This window comes from Streptomyces sp. VTCC 41912 (assembly GCF_045799175.1).
GTDB lineage: Bacteria > Actinomycetota > Actinomycetes > Streptomycetales > Streptomycetaceae > Streptomyces > Streptomyces albulus_C.
The window spans coordinates 172,817-191,893 of the sequence record NZ_JBJMAB010000007.1; the positions used below are offsets into that span (position 1 = coordinate 172,817).

Annotated in this window: 12 protein-coding genes; 9 read left to right on the plus strand and 3 right to left on the minus strand. The window is 73.8% G+C overall.

Annotated features, from left to right (window positions below; translation table 11 throughout):
- Positions 1–2,418 (minus strand): SpoIIE family protein phosphatase, encoded by a 2,418-nt coding sequence (locus tag ACJ6WD_RS13630; RefSeq protein WP_407615851.1) that lies wholly within the window; start codon positions 2,416–2,418, stop codon positions 1–3.
- Positions 2,419–2,698: 280 nt separating this feature from the next.
- On the opposite strand from ACJ6WD_RS13630, the gene ACJ6WD_RS13635 reads away from it, so the two are divergent.
- Positions 2,699–3,490 carry a VOC family protein gene (locus ACJ6WD_RS13635; protein ID WP_037635493.1) on the plus strand — a complete coding sequence of 264 codons (792 nt, stop codon included), beginning with the start codon at positions 2,699–2,701 and terminating at the stop codon, positions 3,488–3,490.
- An 18-nt stretch (positions 3,491–3,508) separates the two neighbouring features.
- Here ACJ6WD_RS13635 and ACJ6WD_RS13640 read toward each other — a convergent pair whose 3' ends face one another.
- Positions 3,509–6,310: an ABC transporter substrate-binding protein gene (locus tag ACJ6WD_RS13640; RefSeq protein ID WP_407615852.1), complete on the minus strand. Its 2,802-nt coding sequence runs from the start codon at positions 6,308–6,310 to the stop codon at positions 3,509–3,511.
- Between the two features lie 521 nt (positions 6,311–6,831).
- Between ACJ6WD_RS13640 and tdh the strand changes: the two genes are divergently transcribed.
- From tdh to ACJ6WD_RS13655, 3 genes are all read left to right on the plus strand, one after another.
- On the plus strand, positions 6,832–7,860 hold the full coding sequence (tdh, locus tag ACJ6WD_RS13645; protein ID WP_407615853.1) for an L-threonine 3-dehydrogenase: 1,029 nt from the start codon (positions 6,832–6,834) through the stop codon (positions 7,858–7,860).
- A 72-nt stretch (positions 7,861–7,932) separates the two neighbouring features.
- A complete protein-coding gene (locus ACJ6WD_RS13650) occupies positions 7,933–9,126 on the plus strand; it encodes a glycine C-acetyltransferase (protein WP_038517723.1) in 1,194 nt (397 codons plus the stop codon).
- Positions 9,127–9,183: 57 nt separating this feature from the next.
- The gene (locus ACJ6WD_RS13655) at positions 9,184–10,092 is read left to right on the plus strand and encodes a LysR family transcriptional regulator (RefSeq protein WP_407615854.1); all 909 of its coding nucleotides are present in this window, start codon (positions 9,184–9,186) and stop codon (positions 10,090–10,092) included.
- Positions 10,093–10,116: 24 nt separating this feature from the next.
- On the opposite strand, the gene ACJ6WD_RS13660 is transcribed toward ACJ6WD_RS13655, so the two are convergent.
- On the minus strand, positions 10,117–11,157 hold the full coding sequence (locus ACJ6WD_RS13660; RefSeq protein ID WP_407615855.1) for a PHP domain-containing protein: 1,041 nt from the start codon (positions 11,155–11,157) through the stop codon (positions 10,117–10,119).
- Between the two features lie 672 nt (positions 11,158–11,829).
- On the opposite strand from ACJ6WD_RS13660, the gene ACJ6WD_RS13665 reads away from it, so the two are divergent.
- From ACJ6WD_RS13665 to ACJ6WD_RS13685, 5 genes are all read left to right on the plus strand, one after another.
- Complete coding sequence (locus tag ACJ6WD_RS13665) at positions 11,830–12,045, plus strand: type A2 lanthipeptide (RefSeq protein ID WP_016576071.1); 216 nt, start codon at positions 11,830–11,832, stop codon at positions 12,043–12,045.
- Between the two features lie 233 nt (positions 12,046–12,278).
- On the plus strand, positions 12,279–13,085 hold the full coding sequence (locus ACJ6WD_RS13670; protein ID WP_233659331.1) for an HlyD family efflux transporter periplasmic adaptor subunit: 807 nt from the start codon (positions 12,279–12,281) through the stop codon (positions 13,083–13,085).
- Positions 13,082–15,364, plus strand: a complete 2,283-nt coding sequence (locus ACJ6WD_RS13675) for an NHLP family bacteriocin export ABC transporter peptidase/permease/ATPase subunit (protein ID WP_233659330.1) — start codon at positions 13,082–13,084, stop codon at positions 15,362–15,364. Before ACJ6WD_RS13670 ends, ACJ6WD_RS13675 begins: the two co-directional genes overlap by 4 nt.
- 1 nt (position 15,365) lies before the next feature.
- A complete protein-coding gene (locus tag ACJ6WD_RS13680) occupies positions 15,366–18,245 on the plus strand; it encodes an NHLP bacteriocin export ABC transporter permease/ATPase subunit (RefSeq protein WP_376557213.1) in 2,880 nt (959 codons plus the stop codon).
- Between the two features lie 98 nt (positions 18,246–18,343).
- Positions 18,344–18,802 carry a cyclic nucleotide-binding domain-containing protein gene (locus ACJ6WD_RS13685; RefSeq protein ID WP_233659328.1) on the plus strand — a complete coding sequence of 153 codons (459 nt, stop codon included), beginning with the start codon at positions 18,344–18,346 and terminating at the stop codon, positions 18,800–18,802.
- Positions 18,803–19,077 lie beyond the last annotated feature (275 nt).

Sequence of the window (19,077 nt, forward strand, 5' to 3'; positions counted from 1 at the left end):
TCAGCCCACGGGGCGCGGGGCCCCCGGGTAGTCCGGCGGGAACGCCTGTTCCGCCCAGATCGTCTTGCCGGACGGCACGTACCGCGTCCCCCAGCGCTGCACCAGCTGCGCGACGATGAACAGTCCCCGGCCGCCCTCGTCGTCGCTCGCGGCGTACCGCAGGTGCGGCGAGGTGTGACCGGTGTCGGACACCTCGGTGACCAGCGCCAGGTCCCGCAGCAGCCGCAGGTGCACCGGGCCCGAGGCGTGCCGCACGGCGTTGGTGACCAGTTCGCTGACCACCAGCTCGGTGGCGTACGACAGCTCCGCCAGGTCCCATGACGCCAGCTGCCGGGTGGCCAGCTCGCGGGCGGCGGCCACCGCGGCCGGCTCCGCGGGCAGCTCCCAGGCGGCGACCTGCCGCGCGTCCAGCTCCCGGGTGCGCACCAGCAGCAGCGCCGCGTCGTCCGGTACCGCCCCGCCGGGCAGCAGCGCCGCCACCGCCCGGTCGCACAGTTCCTCCAGGGGCCGCCGGTCGTCCCGGAGGACGTCGCCCAGGAGGGCCAGCCCGGCGTCGACGTCCCGGTCGCCGCAGCGCAGCAGCCCGTCGGTGAACAGGGCCAGCATGCTGCCCGCGGGCAGTTCGGTCTCCCACGACTCGAACGGCAGGCCGCCCAGGCCCAGTGGCGGGCCGGCCGGCAGGTCCGGGAACGTCACCTCGCCCCCGGGGTGCACGACCGCCGGCGGCGGATGCCCGGCCCGAGCCATCGTGCAGTGCCGCGACACCGGGTCGTAGACCGCGTACAGGCAGGTCACCCCGGTGGCCGCGTCGTCCGGGCCGGGTTCCTCGACGAGGCCCGCGGCGCGGTCCTCCGGGGTCTGCCCGACCAGGTCGTCGAGGCGGCCCAGCAGCTCGTCGGGCGCCAGGTCCAGCCTGGCGAGCGCCCGTACGGTCGTCCGCAGCCGGCCCATGGTGGCCGCCGCCTGGAGACCGTGCCCGACGACGTCCCCGACCACCAGCCCGACGCGGGTGCCGGACAGCCCGATGACGTCGAACCAGTCGCCGCCCACGCCGGCCCCGTCGTCGCTGGGCAGGTACCGGTAGGCGGTGTCCACCGCGGACTGCGGGGACAGGCGCTGCGGGAGCAGATTGCGTTGCAGGGTGAGCGCCGCGGCGTGCTCGCGGGCGAACCGGCGGGCGTTGTCGATCGAGACCGCGGCCCGGACGACCAGTTCGTCGGCCAGGTCGACCTCGCCGCCGTCGAAGACCGCCGCAGTGGCCTCGCGGTCGAAGGTCACCAGCCCCATCGGGGTGCCACCGGCCCGCAGCGGCACCACGACGGTCCGCTCCGTGCGGATCATGCCGCCCGACGACAGGCTCCGGTACGGCAGCGTGCCCCGCCGGTACGCGATGGGGTACGGGGGGTGCGGCGGCCGGTCCGGGGGGTCGTCGCGGGAGCGCGAGGCCACCCGGACCAGCTCCGGCAGCCCGCCCTCGCCCGGATCCGGGTCCCCGCCGGCCAGTACCGAGCGCAGCAGGTCGACGGTGACCGTGGCCGCGAAGGCCGGCACCGCGACCTCGGTCACCTCCCGGGCGGTGCCGACCATGTCCAACGTGGTGCCGATCCGGCGGCCGGCCTCCACCAGGAGGTTCAGCCGGCGCTGCGCCTGGTAGCGGTCGGTGATGTCGAAGGAGTCCTCGCACACCCCCAGCACCCGCCCGTCCGGGTCCTGGAGCCGGTAGTAGGAGCAGGACCAGACGTGCTCGGTCCCCGGGTCGGTGGGCTGCTCGCCGACGAAGTGCAGGTCGAGGAAGGGCTCACCGGTCGCCAGCACGTGGTGCATCACCGCGTCCAGGCCGCGGGGATACCCCCTGGTCACGAACTCACCCGGGTACAGCTCGTCCGCCCGCTTGCCGCTCAACTCCCCCAGCGGCAGCCCGATCTCCCGGCCGTACGAGGTGTTGAACCACGTCAGCCGCAGGTCGTTGTCGTAGATGGCCAGGCCCACCGGTGACTGGGTGGCCAGCCCGTGCAGCATCGCCTGGCGCGCCTCCCACTGGCGCAGGTCGTCGAGTCCCGTCGCCACCAGCACCCGGGCCGGACCGGTGCCGGCGGCGGGCAGCGCGTCGGCCAGCGGGCAGATGGTCACGGCCACCGGCAGCCGGTGGCCGTCCGCGTGCCGGGCGGAGCGGGTCCCGATGTCGGTCAGTGCCCCGGTGCCCGGTGCCGGGCCGTCCGGGGCCGGCTCCGGCTCCGGCAGGAACGTGCCGACCGGACGGCCGATGATCTCCTCCGGCGCGTACCCCAGCAGCCTCCGGGCCGCCGCGCTCCAGCCGATGACCCGTCCCCGGGCGTCCAGCACCGCGGTGGCCGCCCTGGTGACGTCGAGGGGACCACGGAAGTCGGCGCTCGTCGCCGCCGCGTTCCATGCGTTCATGGCATCAGCCCAGCCCGGTTCAGTACCTCCAGCATCGAGCCCGCCACCCACCCGCACAACCGGCCCTGCCCCGAGTGGGCGACCGGCCGGCGGGCCTTTCTTGGTGCGGGGCGGGGCGGTCGCTGGCACAGTGGGAGGGGCGCCGGGGACCCGGCCGCGCGTCACGCCCAGCCGCGCCCGCCCGTCGGCCGGGCCGGGGCGCCGTCGTCGAACTCCCGCGCTCCCGGCCGGACGCCGGGAGTTCTCGACGACGGGACCCAGCGACAGGAGGCAGATGTCCATGCCGTCCCCCCGCCCGACCACGCCGGTCCGCGGCGCGCCCTGTTGGGTGAGCCTGATGACCAGCGACCTGCGGTCCGCGCAGCGCTTCTACGGGGCCGTGCTGGGCTGGCACTTCCGGCCGGCCAGTCTGGGCGAGGAGTTCTCGGTCGCCCTGCACGACGGGGAGCCGGTCGCCGGAATGGGGGCGTTGGCCCCGAATTTCCAGGTGCCGGTGGCCTGGACCGCGTACTTCGCGGTGGCGGACGCCGACGACACCGCCGGCCGGATCCGCGAGCGCGGCGCCACGGTGGCCGTCGGACCGCTCAAGCTCGGCCCCGGACGGGCCGCCCTCGCCGCCGACCGGGACGGCGCCACCTTCGGCTTCTGGGAGGGGCAGACGCTGTCCTGGTCGGTGGGGACCGGCCACGCCCCGGCGATCCTGGAACTGCGCACCAGGGACGCGTTCGCCGCGGCCATCTTCTACGCCGAGGTCTTCGACTGGGCGTCGGAGGAACCGGGCGGCTGCCAGGTGACGTACGAGCACGACCAGGTCATCGTGCGCGACCGCACGCACGTGGTGGCGGCGCTGCGCGGCGGCGCGGTGGAGGCCGCCCCGGACCCGCGGGTGCGGCCCCAGTGGCATGTGCACTTCCGGGTCCCGGACGTCGCCGCGGCCATCGAGGCGGCGGTGGCCGGTGGCGGGACCGCCACCCCGCTGACCGAGACCCGGGACGGCCACGGGAGCCGGGCGATGGTGCGCGACCCGGATGGCGGGTTGTTCACCGTGACGGGGCCCGCGGCGCCGGCCTGAGGCTCGCCGCGGCGGGCCTCAGGCGCCCCTCTCCGGTTGGAGCGGCGGGCACCACGCGGACTGGACGCTGCCGCCGACCCGTCCGCAGTAGCCGGCCTGGGTGGGCTTGCCGTCGCCGTCGATGTGCTGCACCGACAGCAGCTTGTCCAGCGGGACCTGACGGTCCACCTCGCCGCCGAAGCCGATGATCCCGCTCTCCCCGTCGAGCGCTCCCTCTCCGTGCACCCCACTGATCGCGTGCCACACCGCGGAGGGCGTCAGCGGCATCCCCGGGGCGTCCTCGCGCAGCTGCTTGACCGCGTTGACGTACAGCTTCACCGCGTCGAAGCCGAGTGCGGCGTGGCCGTCGAGGGACGAATTGGGGACCTTGGCGCACTCCTCGGGGAAGAGCCGGGACATCTCGGAGTACAGCTCGCTGGAGTCGGCGCAGTGCGCCGAGCCGAGGGTGAAGTCCAAGAAGGCGTAGGGGATCCCGGGGTACTGGGCGCGGCGGACCGGGTCGGCGGCCAGCCGGGCGACGTCGTCGCCGCCGATGACGGTCGGCGGGGCGGAGTTGCAGGACTCGTTGATCCCGCCGAGGAAGGTCTCGAAGTCCTCCGCGCGCCCGGCGTAGAACACCAGCCCCGGGTAGGAGCAGCTGCGCTGGCCGACCGAGCCGGCGCCCGGTGCCGTCGAGGACGGCTCGCCGCCCGGGGGCGGCGGCGGACTGAAGGCGGTCCGCTCGACCGCGAAGCCCCGGGCCCGGAACTGCCGGGCGACGTCGTCGCCGAGCGTCTGGCTGTAGGTGTCGGTGGGGTCGGCGGAGCCGATGACCCGGACCTGCCGGGTGGGCTTGGTCCGGCCGGCGACGAGGTGGTCGGCGTAGGCCGCGGCGACCTCGGCCTCCCGGTTGTTCTGCGGGGACACCTGGAAGTACAGGGGTGACTGGCGCACCAGGGAGTCCGCGGAGAGGGTGGTGGCGACCATGGGCACTCCGGCCTCGGTCAGTTTGCGGATGGTCTGGTTGGTGGCCTCGCGGCTCTGGTCGAGGCCGGTGACGCCGACGATGGACGGGTCCTGGGCCTTCAACCCCTGGAGGATCTGCACGACTCGGGTGCCGTAGCGCATGCCGGAGCCGGCGTTGGCGGGGAAGATCCGCAGGATCGGTTCGGTGCTGCCGGTGGTGCGCAGCTGCCGGGACTGGGCGCTGGCCGCGCCCTGGAGGGCCTCGCGTCCGTAGGCGAGCTGGGCGGTGGACCTGCCGGTGGTGCTGAGCAGCGCGGAGAGGTGGACGAGGGTGACCAGGGGGCGTTCCGGGGACGTCTGGTGGATCTGGTCGGCGCGGGCGTTCTGGTCGGCGATGGTGCGCAGGGTCTTGTTCAGTTCGGGGTCGGGGGAGTGGAAGGTGAAGCCGTGCCGGGAGACGCCGATGCACTCGCCGGTCTCCACGGTGTGCAGGGTGTCGGCGTCGTCCTGGAAGCGCCCGAGTCCGCAGTGCGCCGTGCGGTAGGCGCCTTCCCGGTCCCAGAGCAGCCCGGCCGTGCCCAGCAGGGTTGCGAGCACGCAGCAGGCGACGGCGGCGGACACCACGCGCCGGGCCCACAACGGTGGTTCGGGCAGCCTCAACCGCGCGTCCTGCGCGACTTCTTGACGTCTCGTCAGTTCGTATTGGGCCTTGGCCGCCGGGTCGTCGGAGGGCGGCATCAGCGCGGGCACGGTGACCGGGAGGTACCAGGGGGCGCGGTTGCGGGCCCGGCCGGTGTGCAGGAAGGTGTCCCGCCAGCCGCCGTAGAGCCGGTCGGAGAGCTCCCACAGCGAGCTGTGGCCCCAGTCGGTGCGGAGTTCGGTGCCCTCCGCGGGCGGCTGCGCGCCGCAGCTGATCAGCAACAGCGGATCGAAGGCGCCGGTCTCGTTGCGGACGTCGATGACGGTGCGCAGCAGAGGGTGGCCGCAGTTGTCGGAGGCCGTGCCGGACAGCACGGCGACGCAGTACGCGGTCCGGCGGGCGGAGCGCGGCCGCCACGGGCGGCGCCGGAACGCGATCCGCAGGTCCTCAAGGAAGGCGTTGACCATCAACTTCCGCAGTTGTTCCGGGTCTTCGACCTGGTTGTGCGGGACGGTCAGTCGCTCCGCGAAGCCGATGAAGGTGCCCGGGTCGCGCGGGGCCAGGTAGGGCTGGTTGAGCAGCCAGCGGTACTCGCGGCCCAGGCCGCGGCGGACCCGGAACCACGCCAGGGGGAAGACGTGCACCGCGAACAGCCAGACCCACCACGGCACGTTGCCGTCCACCGCGAGTTCGGTCTCCGGCGCCCGCAACAGGCCGAACAGCCGACGGCGCCGGAACTCCCGCTCCCGCAGGCCCTGGAGGAGGCTGTGGTCGGTGCCCTCGACGTCGCCCGTGCCGTCAGCGCCACTGCCGGAGCCGGTCTGCAACAGCCAGTTGACCAGGCCGAACCGGCGGAACCTGACCCGTCCGTCGGCGCCGTTGACGCTGCGCGCGAACCCCTGCGCCAGGCGTTCCAACGTCCGGCGCACCGCCTCCACCGACCCCGGGTCGGTGGACGCCGGATCGGCCGCCAGGTCGTGCAGGCAGTGCGGTACCCGACGGGGGTCGGCGTGCGAGAGGAAGTAGCCGATGCCGCGGGCGAGTTGGGCGTGGTCGTCGCCGGCGACCAGGCACAGGACCGGTAGGCCCTCGCGCCCCTGGGCCACGCCCCGGTGCCGCACGGGCTCCGGACACTCCCTGCGGCGCGGCCGGCGGACGAGGTCGGCGATCAACCGCAACAGGTGTCCGGCTCCGTGGAAGACGGGTATCTGGGAATCGCGTTCGCTCGGCGCCATGGTGCCCCTGAGGCTGGTTCCGAATAGGGCCGGCATTGTGCCACCGCCGCGCGGCCGGAAGCTACGGTTCTGTTCCGCTGCGACGGAACGTCCCGGTGCGTCGGGTACGGCCCCCGCGTCCCGCAGCCGATCGCCCCGACGACCGGCCCCGACGTCGCCCCGGCCCGGCACTCCGGCCGCGCACCGCCCGGCCGCCGCCGGCCCGCGGGCACCCGTCCCGCCCGCCCCGCAGGACGGCCCGACCCCGACCGCCGCGACGTCACGGGCGTCCGACGGAGCGCGGAATCCGGCCACCCCACCCCCGGGCGCGGTGGCGCTGACCGCACGCCGAGCGCCCCGGGCGGTGGCGCGACCGCTGTGGGGCGCGGTGCGCAAGGGGCGTAAAGGGGAGCTGTGGGCGCGGTTAAGAAATCCTCGATGGACCGGGCGGCCGCCGTAGGGAAGATTTCTGGCCGGAGATCGGCGGGCCGTACCGGGCCCCCGGTGCCGTCCAGTCATCTTTTTCTACGGGAGCCGTTGCGGTGAAGGCACTGGTCAAGCAGAAGGCGGAGCCGGGACTCTGGCTGATGGACGTGCCGGAGCCGGAGGTCGGCCCGGGCGACGTCCTGATCAAGGTGTTGCGCACCGGCATCTGCGGCACCGATCTGCACATCCGCGCCTGGGACGGCTGGGCGCAGCAGGCCGTCAGCGCCCCGCTGACGGTCGGCCACGAGTTCGTCGGGGAGGTCGTCGGGACCGGCCGGGACGTGGCCGACATCAAGGCCGGTGACATGGTCAGCGGCGAGGGCCACCTGGTCTGCGGCAGCTGCCGCAACTGCCTGGCCGGCCGCCGCCACCTGTGCCGCGCCACGGTGGGCCTGGGCGTCGGACGGGACGGCGCGTTCGCCGAGTACGTCGCGCTGCCCGCCGCCAACGTGTGGGTGCACCGGGTCCCCGTCGACCTCGACATCGCCGCGGTCTTCGACCCGTTCGGCAACGCCGTGCACACCGCGCTGTCCTTCCCGCTGGTCGGCGAGGACGTGCTGATCACCGGCGCCGGGCCGATCGGCATCATGGCGGCGGCGGTCGCCCGGCACGCCGGCGCCCGCAACGTGGTGATCACCGACGTCAGCGAGCAGCGCCTGGACCTCGCCCGCAAGGTCGGCGTCAGCCTCGCCCTCAACGTCGCCGCCACCTCGATCGAGGCCGGCCAGCGCGAACTGGGCCTGCGCGAGGGCTTCGACGTCGGCCTGGAGATGTCCGGCCGCCCCGAGGCGCTGCGCGGCATGATCGGAAACATGACGCACGGCGGTCGGATCGCCATCCTGGGGCTGCCGTCCGAGGAGTTCCCGGTCGACTGGTCCCGGATCGTCACCTCCATGATCACGATCAAGGGCATCTACGGCCGGGAGATGTTCGAGACCTGGTACGCGATGTCCGTGCTGCTGGAGGGCGGCCTGGACCTCGCGCCCGTGATCACCGGCCGCTACCCGTACCAGGACTTCGACGCCGCCTTCGCCGACGCGGCGAGCGGCCAGGGCGGCAAGGTCATCCTCGACTGGAGCGCCTGACCCCGCCCGTTCCCTCCCCAAGACGCCGCCGCCCGCCGGCCCGACCCGCGCACCCCCAAGGAGACACCCCTCATGTTCGACGCCGTACGTGACGACCTGCGCACCGCACTCGACGAGATCCGGGCCGCCGGCCTGCACAAGCCGGAGCGGGTGATCGGCACCCCGCAGTCCGCCACCGTCGCGGTCACCGCCGGCGGCCGCCCCGGCGAGGTCCTCAACTTCTGCGCCAACAACTACCTGGGCCTGGCCGACCACCCCGAGGTCATCGCCGCCGCCCACGGGGCCCTCGACCGCTGGGGCTACGGGCTGGCGTCGGTCCGCTTCATCTGCGGCACGCAGGAGGTGCACAAGGAACTGGAGCAGCGGATCTCCCACTTCCTCGGCCAGGAGGACACGATCCTGTACTCCTCCTGCTTCGACGCCAACGGAGGCGTCTTCGAGACCCTGCTCGGCCCGGAGGACGCGGTGATCTCCGACGCCCTCAACCACGCCTCCATCATCGACGGCATCCGGCTCTCCAAGGCCCGCCGCCTGCGCTACGCCAACCGCGACCTGGCCGACCTGGAGCGGCAGTTGAAGGAGGCGCAGGGCGCCCGGCGGACCCTGGTCGTCACCGACGGCGTGTTCTCCATGGACGGCTACGTGGCGCCGTTGCGGGAGATCTGCGACCTGGCCGACCGCTACGGCGCGATGGTCATGGTCGACGACTCGCACGCGGTCGGGTTCGTCGGGGCCGGCGGCCGCGGCACCCCGGAGCTGTGCGGGGTGATGGACCGGGTCGACATCATCACCGGCACGCTCGGCAAGGCGCTGGGCGGTGCCTCCGGCGGTTACGTCGCGGCGCGCGCCGAGATCGTCGCGCTGCTCCGCCAGCGCTCCCGCCCCTACCTCTTCTCCAACTCGCTCGCGCCGGTGATCGCGGCCGCCTCGCTCAAGGTCCTGGACCTCCTGGAATCCGCCGACGACCTGCGCGAACGCCTGCACGCCAACACCGCGCTGTTCCGTTCGCGGATGACCGAGGAGGGCTTCGCGATCCTGCCCGGCGCGCACCCGATCGCCCCCGTGATGATCGGGGACGCGGCCGAGGCGGCCCGGATGGCCGAACTGCTGCTGGAGCGCGGGGTGTACGTCATCGGGTTCTCGTACCCGGTGGTGCCCCAGGGCGAGGCCCGGATCCGCGTCCAGCTGTCGGCCGCCCACTCCACCGAGGACGTGCACCGCGCGGTGGACGCCTTCGTGGCGGCCCGCGCGGCGCTGGGGAGCTGACCGGCCCGACCGGAGGCGGCCGGGCACGATCCGGCCGAACCCTGCGAAACTGGATCCATGATCGAAGCACGTCGGCTGCACATCCTCCGTGCGCTGGCCGACCACCGCACGGTGACCGCCGCGGCCGCCGCGCTGTACCTCACGCCCTCGGCGGTCTCCCAGCAGCTCGCCGCGCTGGAACAGGAGACCGGCCACCGCCTCGTGGAGCGCGGCGCCCGCGGCGTCCGGCTGACCGCCGCGGGCGACATCCTGCTCGGCCACGCCAACGCCGTCCTCGCCCAGCTGGAGCGGGCCGAGGCGGAGCTGGCCGCGTACGACGAGGGCGAGGCGGGCACCGTGACGGTGGCGGCGTTCGCGACCGGCATCGCGCTGGTGCTCGCCCCGGCCCTCGCCGAACTGGCCGGTTCCGCGCCCGGCATCCGCGTCCGGGTCCAGGACGCGGAGGGCGACGCCAGCCTGCTGATGGTGCTGGACCGGCAGGTCGACGTGGCGGTGGCCGTCGAGTACCGGGGCGCGCCGGACGCGGACGACCCCCGGCTGACCCGCGTCCCGCTCTACGCCGAGCCGTTCGACGCGGTGCTGCCGCCGGGGCACCCGTTGGCCGGGGTGGCGGCGGTGCCGTTGGCCGGGCTCGCCAAGGACCCCTGGATCGGCCCCTATTCCGGCAATCCGTGTCATGACGTGGTCGTGCTGGCCTGCGAGTACGCCGGCTTCCGGCCGCGCCTGACGCACTCCTCGGACGACTTCCGGGCGGTGGTGGCGCTGGCCTCGGCGGGGGTGGGGGTGGCCCTGGTGCCCCGCTCGGCGCTGCGCGGGATGGACCTGGGGGGCGTCGTGGTGCGGCCGGTCGACGGGGTGGCGCCCACCCGCCGGGTCTTCGCCGCGGTCCGGCGGGGCGCGGAGGGCCACCCGCTGTTCCGCCCGGTGCTGACGGCCCTGCGCGCGACGGCGGCCGACCTGGGGTGAGCCGCCGGGGCGGTGGGGCGGGCGTCAGGTGCCGGCGCCGCGCGGCGGGCGGCCGGTCCGGGTCCAGGCCGTGAGTTGCCGGGCCGTCCAGGTGTTGATGATCCGGTCGGCGGGGACGCCGCACTCCTCGGCGCGGGCGCAGCCGTAGATCTGCCAGTCCAACTGGCCGGGGGCGTGCGCGTCGCTGTCGACGGCGAAGAAGGCGCCGGCGTCCAGGGCCTGACGGAGCAGGCGGCGCGGCGGGTCGAGGCGGTCCGGGCGGCAGTTGATCTCCACCGCGGTGCGGTGCTCGGCGCACGCCGCGAAGACCTCCGCGGCGTCGAACTCCGACTCCGGGCGCAGCTTGCCGGTGAGCTGCCGTCCGGTGCAGTGGCCGAGCACGTCCACCAAGGGGTTGCGGACCGCGGCCAGCAGCCGCCGGGTCATCGGCCCGGCGGCCATCCGCAGTTTCGAGTGCACCGAGGCGACCACGACGTCGAGCTCGGCCAGGAGCTCCGGTTCCTGGTCGAGGGAGCCGTCGTCGAGGATGTCGCACTCGATCCCGGTCAGCAGCCGGAACGGCGCCAGCCGGGCATTGACCTCGGCCACCACGGCCAACTGCTGCCGCAGCCGCTCGGCGGTCAGTCCGCGGGCCACGGTGAGTCGGGGGGAGTGGTCGGTCAGCGCGCACCAGGCGTGGCCGAGGTCGCGGGCGGTGCGGGCCATCTCCTCGACGGGGCTGCCGCCGTCCGACCAGTCCGAGTGCAGGTGGCAGTCGCCGCGCAGGGCCCGGCGCAGGGCCCGACCCGCCTCCCCCTCGACCAACGGGCCGCCGGCCTCCTCCTCCAGGCGCGTCAGATAGGCGGGCCGCTCCCCGGCGAGCGCCTCCTCGACGACCCGGGTCGTCTTGGGGCCCAGTCCCCTCAGCCGCCCCAGCGTGCCGTTGCCGGCCCGCTCGCGCAGGGCGTCCGCGGGCAGTGCGGTCAGCACCGACGCCGCGGTGCGGAACGCCTGCACCCGGTACGTCACCGCCCCCTGCCGCTCCAACAGGAACGCGATCCGCTCCAGCGCCGCCACGGGATCCACGTACCCACCGTGCACCGGGCGGGGGGCTCCTGCCACCGCGGCCGGTCCGGCGAACGGCGCGCACCGCAGTTATGCGAATATGTCCGTTCTCTGGATGCTCGATCCGTTTCCATCGGAATGACGGGGCGATAGCCGTGATGATTCCGGTCATTAGTGACGTGGAAGTCGAGGGCAATCATGTTCGGTTAAAACCTGTGCAACATCCAGGTCGTGCAGAGGAAACGCGAAGCGGACTTCGCGTCGTCGCCGGGCGCTAGTCGGGCGTTAAGTCGGGCGGCCTTCAGGAAATCTGCACACCGAATGCGCAGCCGGCACACGGGCCGCGGTTTCGCGCGTGTGCGGCGCCGGCCCGCTCGGCGACTTGCATCCGGAATGTCCCATTCCGCAGGTATGGCAACGAAGGTTCAGCGGAAAGGAAACCGGAGAAGATGTGAAGATGCTTCGACCATGCCATGGATGCACGCACACGACCGGCAATTTCGCGGGGTGGATACGTCCGGATCGCCGCTCATCCGATTAGCAGCGCAACCCGCCCGCATGCTTTGATCCATCGCACCGCGGGAGTCACCGGGGTTTCCCGATATCGGGGCCCGGACTACCGTGGCCGCGGCCGGGGCACCCACCGGAGACCCGTACGCGGTTTTTCTTGATATTGATCCGAAGGGAAACATCATGAACAACGCCCAGGTGCAGACCCAGGAAATTTCCGACGCCGACCTGGACAACGTGTCCGGTGGCCTCGTCGGCGGTGTCGTGAACACCGTCACCACCACCGTCGGCTCCGTCGCCCCGGTCACCGGTGTCCTCAACACCGCCACCGGCCTGGTCCAGCAGACCACCGGCCTGGACGTCCAGGGCGTTGCGGGTAACCTGACCGCCGGTCTCTGACCCGGAGCCGACCCTGTGCCGCCGCGCGGCACAGCCGGCATCCAACGGTCGCGACGGCAATCGGCGCCCCCTCCCTGCCGATCCGCCGTGTCGAGTGCCCCGGACAACCCGGTTCCGACCGGGTTCCGGGGCACCCGGCTGTCCGCGACCGGAAGCCGCCGGAGTCGGAACCGCGCGCCCCCGGCGCGCGTCTGTACCCCCGTACCAGCCGCTGCAGTTGAGGGAAGAGTGTCGTGCAGTTCCGTCAACAGGCCCTTTCCAAGCTGCAATCGCCGGAGGAACTGGACCTGCCGGTGCGCTTCGCCCGCCCGCAGGGCTGGCTGGTGCTGACCGTCACCGTGCTCGTCATGATCGCCGCCGCCGTCTGGGCGGTCACCGGCACCGTCTCCGCCACCGTCAGCGCCCCCGGCATCCTCACCCACGGCCACGGCAGTTACGTGCTCCAGAGCCCGGTCGCCGGACAGGTCACCGAGGTCCTCGCCGAGGAGGGCAAACAGGTCACCGCCGGCGCGCCGCTGGTGCGGATACGCACCGCCCAAGGCACCACCACCGTCGTCCGGGCGCTCGCCGCCGGCCGGTTGACCAATCTCGTCGCCACCATCGGCGCGGTCGTCACCACCGGCGCCGACCTCGCCGCGGTGGAACGCACCACCGGCACCCGCGACCCGCTCACCGCCACCCTCTACGTCCCGGCCGAGAACGCCGCCACCCTTCCGGTCGGCGCCCCCGTCGACCTCACCGTCGCCGCCGCCCCCACCCAGCGGTTCGGGGTGCTGCGCGGCCACGTCGCGGCCGTCGGCCGGGCCGCCCAGAGCCGCCAGCGGATCTCCGCGTTCCTCGGCAGCAGCCAACTCGGCGAGCAGTTCTCCCGCGCCGGCCAGCCGATCGCGGTGCTGGTCCGGCTCGACCCCGCGCGCACCGCCTCCGGCTACGCCTGGTCCACCTCCGACGGGCCGCCGTTCGCCCTCGACTCGATGACCCAGGCCACCGCCGCCGTCCACCTGGCCGCGCAGCACCCGATCGATTGGCTGCTCTCGTGACCGCCCCCGACGCCTCCGCCGCGCCCCCGCAGCACCTCCCGCCCGCCGGCCGCGGCCGGCACCGGCCCGAGGGCGCCCCGCCCGCCCGCCGCCGCAGACCACCGGCCGCCGCCGCCCCCAAGGCGAAGAAGGCCGTGCGCACCCCCACGGTGCTCCAGATGGAAGCGGTGGAGTGCGGTGCCGCCTCCCTGGCGATGGTCCTGGCCCACTACGGACGGCACATCCCGCTGGAGGAACTGCGGATCGCCTGTGGCGTCTCCCGCGACGGCTCCCGCGCCAGCAACCTCCTCAAGGCCGCCCGCAGTTACGGCCTGTCGGCCAAGGGCATGCAGATGGAACCGGCCGCCCTCGCCGACGTCGCGGCACCGGCCATCCTCTTCTGGGAGTTCAACCACTACGTCGTCTACGACGGCCCGGGCCGCCGCCTCGGCCGCCGCGGCGTCCACATCAACGACCCCGACAAGGGCCGCCGCTTCGTGCCGGTGGAGGACTTCGACACCAGCTTCACCGGAGTGGTGCTGGTCTTCGAACCCACCGAGGCGTTCCGCAAGGGCGGTCGTCGGCCCAGCGTGCTCAGCGCCATGCCGGCCCGGCTGCGCGGCACCACCGGGACCCTGCTGGCGGCGCTGCTCGCCAGCCTGCTGCTGGTCGGCGTCGGCGCCGCGCTGCCCGCGCTCAGCCGCACGTACATCGACATGTTCCTGATCGGCAACCAGACCTCGCTGCTGGGGCCGCTGTTCGCCGCGATGACCGCGATGGTGGTGCTCACCGCCGTCCTGACCGGCCTCCAACAGGCCAACCTGCTCCGCGGCCGGATCATCTCCTCGACCCTCAGCAGCGCCCGCTTCCTGCGCCACCTGCTGCGCCTGCCGGTCACCTTCTTCGCCCAGCGCTCGCCCGCCGACCTCGTCCAGCGCCTGCAGTCCAACGACGCGGTCGCCGAGACCCTCGCCCGCGACCTGGCCGCGGCGGCCGTCGACGGCGTGGTCGTCGTCCTCTACGCCGTGCTGCTGTGGACCTACGACCCCCAACTCACCGTCATCGGCGTGCTCATCGCGCTGCTCAACGTCGTCGCCATGCGGATCGTGATCCGGCTGCGCGCCACCCACACCCAGAAGCTGCGCGCCGACACCGCCCGCCTGACCAACACCTCCTACACCGGCCTCCAGCTCATCGAGACGATGAAGGCCACCGGCGGCGAGAACGGCTACTTCCGCCGCTGGGCCGGGCAGCACGCCGCCACCCTGGAGGAACAGCAGCGGCTCGGCGTCCCCAGCGCCTGGCTGGCGGTCGTCGCCCCCACCCTCGCCACCCTCAACAGCGCGCTGATCCTGTGGATCGGCGGCCTGCGCGCCGTCGAAGGCCACATCTCGATCGGCCTGTTGGTCGCCTTCCAGGCCCTGGTGACCCGCTTCACCGCCCCGATCACCCGGCTCAACGGCGTCGCCGGCCGGATCCAGGACTTCGCCGCCGACGTCGCCCGCCTCAAGGACGTCGAGAGCTTCCCCGCCGACGCCCACTACTCCCGCCCGGACGCGGACGCCGGCACCCGCCGCCTCAAGGGGCACGTCACCCTGGAGGACGTCACCTTCGGCTACAGCCCGCTCGACGCCCCGCTGCTGACCGGCTTCTCGCTGGCCGTCGGCCCCGGCCAGCAGGTCGCCCTGGTCGGCGGCTCGGGCAGCGGCAAGTCCACCGTCTCCCGACTGATCTCCGGCCTCTACGCCCCTTGGGAAGGCACCATCCGGATCGACGGACAGCGCCTCGCCGACATCCCGCGCAGCGCGCTGGCCGCCTCGGTCTCCTTCGTCGACCAGGACGTCTTCCTCTTCGAGGGCACCGTCCGGGACAACGTCGCGCTGTGGGACCCCTCCATCCCGGACGACGCGGTGATCGCCGCCCTCCAGGACGCCGCCCTCTACGACGACGTCATAGCCCGCCGCCCCGACGGCATCCACAGCCGCGTCGAGCAGGACGGCCGCAACTTCTCCGGCGGTCAGCGGCAGCGCCTGGAGATCGCCCGGGCGCTGGTCCGGCGCCCCAGCATCCTCGTCCTCGACGAGGTCACCAGCGCCCTGGACGCCGGCACCGAGGCGGTCATCATGGACAACCTGCGGCGCCGGGGCTGTGCCTGCGTCATTATCGCCCACCGGCTGAGCACCGTCCGCGACAGCGACGAGATCGTGGTCCTCGACCACGGCGCGGTCGTCGAACGCGGCCGGCACGCGGAACTGGTCGCCGCCGGGGGCGCCTACGCCGAGCTGGTCAAGGAGCACTGACGTGGCATCCGTACCTCCGTCGCCGGACGCGGCACCCGCCACGGCACCGGCCGCCGACGCGGTCACCCACGCCCTGGGCGGCCTCGGCACCCCCGTGGACCACACCGGTCTGCGCAACGTCCCCCTCGAAGGCCCGCACGTCCTGTGGCTGGTCACCGGCGGCACCCTCGACCTGTTCGCGGTCGACGCCACCCACGAGGGCCCCTGGCACTTCCTCGGCCGCCTCGAAACCGGCACCCTGCTGCTCGGCCCCGTCGACGGCGCCCAGCACACCCTCGTCGGCCGCCCGTCCCAACACTGCGGACTGCGCCGGATCGCGCTGCGGGAACTGCCCCGCCCGGAGCACGGAGGTCACGCCGACCCCGGCGCGCATCCCGGGGCGTACGGCTACGCCGACGCCCACGGGGCGCCGGCCGCCAGCCCCCTGGAGCACGCCTTCGCGCTCGGCACCGCCCGCGGACTGGGCGTGCTGTTCGAGGCGCCGCTCGCGGGCCGGCCCACCGACGAGGCGGTCGCCGACGACGACGTGCTGTGGATGCCGGTCCCGCCCGGCACCGTCCAGTACGGCGCCTCCTACAGCGCCGAGGCCGCCGCCGACCTGCTCGTCGACGGCGCCCTGTGGCAGGGGATGGTCAACCAGCAGTACCGGCTGCTGTCCGCCGTCGACCGCTGGATCGAAGAGCTCGAACGCGCCCACGAGGACCGTGCGGCGGCCGGCATCAAGGCCGGCGAGGCCGTCCGGGAACGCGCCGACCGGGCGCTGCTGGCCTCGATCGGCAAGGACCGCTCCGGGCGTGCCGGCGCGGGCCGCGACCGGGCCGGCGACGACCTGACCTTCGCGGTCTGCCGGCAGGTCGCCCAGGCCGCCGGCATCCCGCTCACCGAGCCGCCCAAGGGCCCCGCGGCCGGCGACCGGATCAGCCCGGTCGAACGCATCGCCCTGGCCTCCCGGATCCGCACCCGCGCGGTCCGCCTCGACGGCCCCTGGTGGCGCACCGACGTCGGGCCCCTGGTGGGCCACCGCGCCAAGTCCGGCGCGCCGGTCGCCCTGCTGTGGCGGCGCGGCCGGTACGAAGCGGTCAACCCGACGTCCGGGCTGCGGATCCGGATCGGCAAGGACAACGCCGAGGAGTTCGAACCGCGCGCGGTGATGTTCTACCGGCCGCTGCCGGACCGCCGGCTGACGCTGTGGCGGCTGATGCGCTTCAGCCTCCGCGGGAACCGCACGGACCTGCGCAACCTCGCCCTCAGCGGGCTGGTGACGGTCGCCCTCGGCGCCCTCGTCCCGATCGCCACCGGCAAGGTGCTCGGCGTCTTCGTGCCGGCCGCCGCCCGCGGCCCGATCGTCCAGGTCGCGCTCGCCGTGATGATCGCCGGCATCGTCGCGGCCGCCTTCACCCTGTTGCAGAACCTCACCGTGCTGCGCATCGAAGGCCGCATCGAGAGCGTGCTCCAGCCCGCCGTCTGGGACCGGCTGCTGCGCCTGCCCACCTCGTTCTTCGCCGCCCGCTCCACCGGCGAACTGGCCAGCGCCGCGATGGGCATCAGCGCCATCCGCCGGGTGCTGGCCGGGGTCGGGCCGGTCGCCGTGCAGGCCGGCACGGTCGGCGCGGTCAACCTCGCGCTGCTGCTCGTCTACAGCGTCCCACTGGCGCTCGCCGCGTTCGCCGTGCTGCTCGTCATCGGCGCGGTCTTCCTCGTCCTGGGCCTGTGGGAGCTGCGCTGGCAGCGCCGGCTGATCACGCTCGGCAACAAGCTCAACAACCAGGCGTTCCAGACCCTGCGCGGGCTGCCCAAGCTGCGGGTCGCGGCGGCGGAGTCCTTCGCGTACGCGGCCTGGGCCCGGGAGTTCGCCCGCTCCCGGGAGCTCCAGCAGCAGGCCGGCCGGATCAAGAACCTCACCACCGTCCTCAACGCCGTCTACCTCCCGCTCTGCTCCCTCGCGCTGTTCGTGCTGCTGGCCGGCCCGGCCCGCGGCACCCTGTCCGCCGGCGCCTTCCTGACCTTCAACACCTCGGTGACCATGCTGCTCACCTCGGTCACCCAGCTCACCGGCGCGTTCGTCTCGGCCGCCGCGGCGCTGCCGATGTTCGAGCAGATCAAGCCGGTGCTGGACGAGGCGCCCGAGGTCCGCGGCGGCAGTTCCCAACCCGGTGCGCTGGCCGGCGCCATCGAGGCCCGCAAGCTCTCCTTCCGCTACGGCGAGGACGGCCCGCTGGTCCTCGACGACGTCTCGCTCCAGGTGCGGCCCGGCGAGTTCGTGGCGATCGTGGGACCGAGCGGCTGCGGCAAGTCGACCCTGCTGCGCCTGCTCATCGGCTTCGACCGGCCGACCGCCGGCAGTGTCCTGTACGACGGTCAGGACCTCGCCGCGCTCGACCAGGCCGCCGTCCGCCGGCAGTGCGGCGTGGTCCTGCAGAACGCCCAGCCGCTCACCGGCTCGATCCTCGACTGCATCTGCGGCGCCGAGGCGTTCACCCAGGAAGAGGTGTGGGCGGCGGCCGAGATGGCCGGGTTGGCCGAGGACGTCAAGCGGATGCCGATGGGCCTGCACACCATGATCGCCGGCGGTGGTGCCATCTCCGGGGGCCAGCGGCAGCGGCTGATGATCGCCCAGGCGCTGGTCCGGCGCCCCCGCATCCTCTTCTTCGACGAGGCCACCAGCGCCCTCGACAACGAGACCCAGCGGATCGTCATCGACAGCACCCGCGCGCTCAGCGCCAGCCGGGTGGTCATCGCGCACCGCCTCACCACGGTGCTGGACGCCGACCGGGTCCTGGTCATGGACGAGGGCCGGATCGTCGAACAGGGCGCCCCGGCCACCCTCCTCGCCGACACCGGCGGCCGGCTGCACGACCTGGTCCGGCGTCAGATGGCCTGACCGGGTCCCGCTCGCCGGCCGCCGGACCGGCCATGGTCGAAATCCCTCCATCCGCCACATATCGTGCGAGGCACTGGAGAGCGGCGGATGGAGACGAGATGCCCACGGTCAAGCACCTGTTCGATGCGATGCCTCCGGACCGGCGCCGACGACTGACCGAACTCGCCCACGAGGTGTCGCTGCCCCGCGCCACCCGGCTGTTCGAGGAGGGCCGCCGGGCCGACCGGTTCTGGATCATCCGCACCGGCCGGGTCACGCTCGACCAGCGGGTCCCCGGCCGCCGGGCGGCGGTCGTCGAAACCCTGGGCCGGGACGAAGTCCTCGGCTGGTCCTGGCTGTTCCCGCCCTACCTCTGGCACTTCGGCGCGGAGACCGTCGGCCCCGTGGAGGCCCACGAGTTCGACGCCGCCCTCGTCCGCGCCCTGTGCGAGGACGACCCCATCCTGGGCCGCGCCGTCTACCGGTACGTCGCGGAAACCGTCGCCGAACGCCTGCACGGCACCCGCACCCGCCTGCTCGACCTCTACGGCCCCCAAGGCAGCGGCGCCGGGCCCTGAGCGGCGTCCGGCCGGTTCCCGGGACGACCTGCGGACCTCCCGGGAACCGGATGCGGTGCCCGTCCGACCGGGTGATCCCCCGGTACAGCCGCCGGGCCGTCCCGTCGGCCCGCGTCTCGGCCCGCAACGTCTGGAGCGCCGGCGCGTGCTCGGCCTCGATCCGGGCCCGCTTCTCGTCGTACGACGGGTCCCCGTACGCCGCGCGCAGGTCGACGACGCCCAGCCGGGCCGCGAGCCCCTCGTCGTGGACCGGCGTCCGCAGCGCGTCCCCGTAG

Bases quoted from the DNA above. Each gene is read 5' to 3' on its own strand.
- ACJ6WD_RS13635 (WP_037635493.1), top strand. From the start codon at position 2,699: ATGCCGTCCCCCCGCCCGACCACGCCGGTCCGCGGCGCGCCCTGTTGG.
- ACJ6WD_RS13665 (WP_016576071.1), top strand. From the start codon at position 11,830: ATGAACAACGCCCAGGTGCAGACCCAGGAAATTTCCGACGCCGACCTG.
- ACJ6WD_RS13655 (WP_407615854.1), top strand. From the start codon at position 9,184: ATGATCGAAGCACGTCGGCTGCACATCCTCCGTGCGCTGGCCGACCAC.
- ACJ6WD_RS13685 (WP_233659328.1), top strand. From the start codon at position 18,344: ATGCCCACGGTCAAGCACCTGTTCGATGCGATGCCTCCGGACCGGCGC.
- ACJ6WD_RS13630 (WP_407615851.1), bottom strand. From the start codon at position 2,418: ATGAACGCATGGAACGCGGCGGCGACGAGCGCCGACTTCCGTGGTCCC.
- ACJ6WD_RS13640 (WP_407615852.1), bottom strand. From the start codon at position 6,310: ATGGCGCCGAGCGAACGCGATTCCCAGATACCCGTCTTCCACGGAGCC.
- ACJ6WD_RS13650 (WP_038517723.1), top strand. From the start codon at position 7,933: ATGTTCGACGCCGTACGTGACGACCTGCGCACCGCACTCGACGAGATC.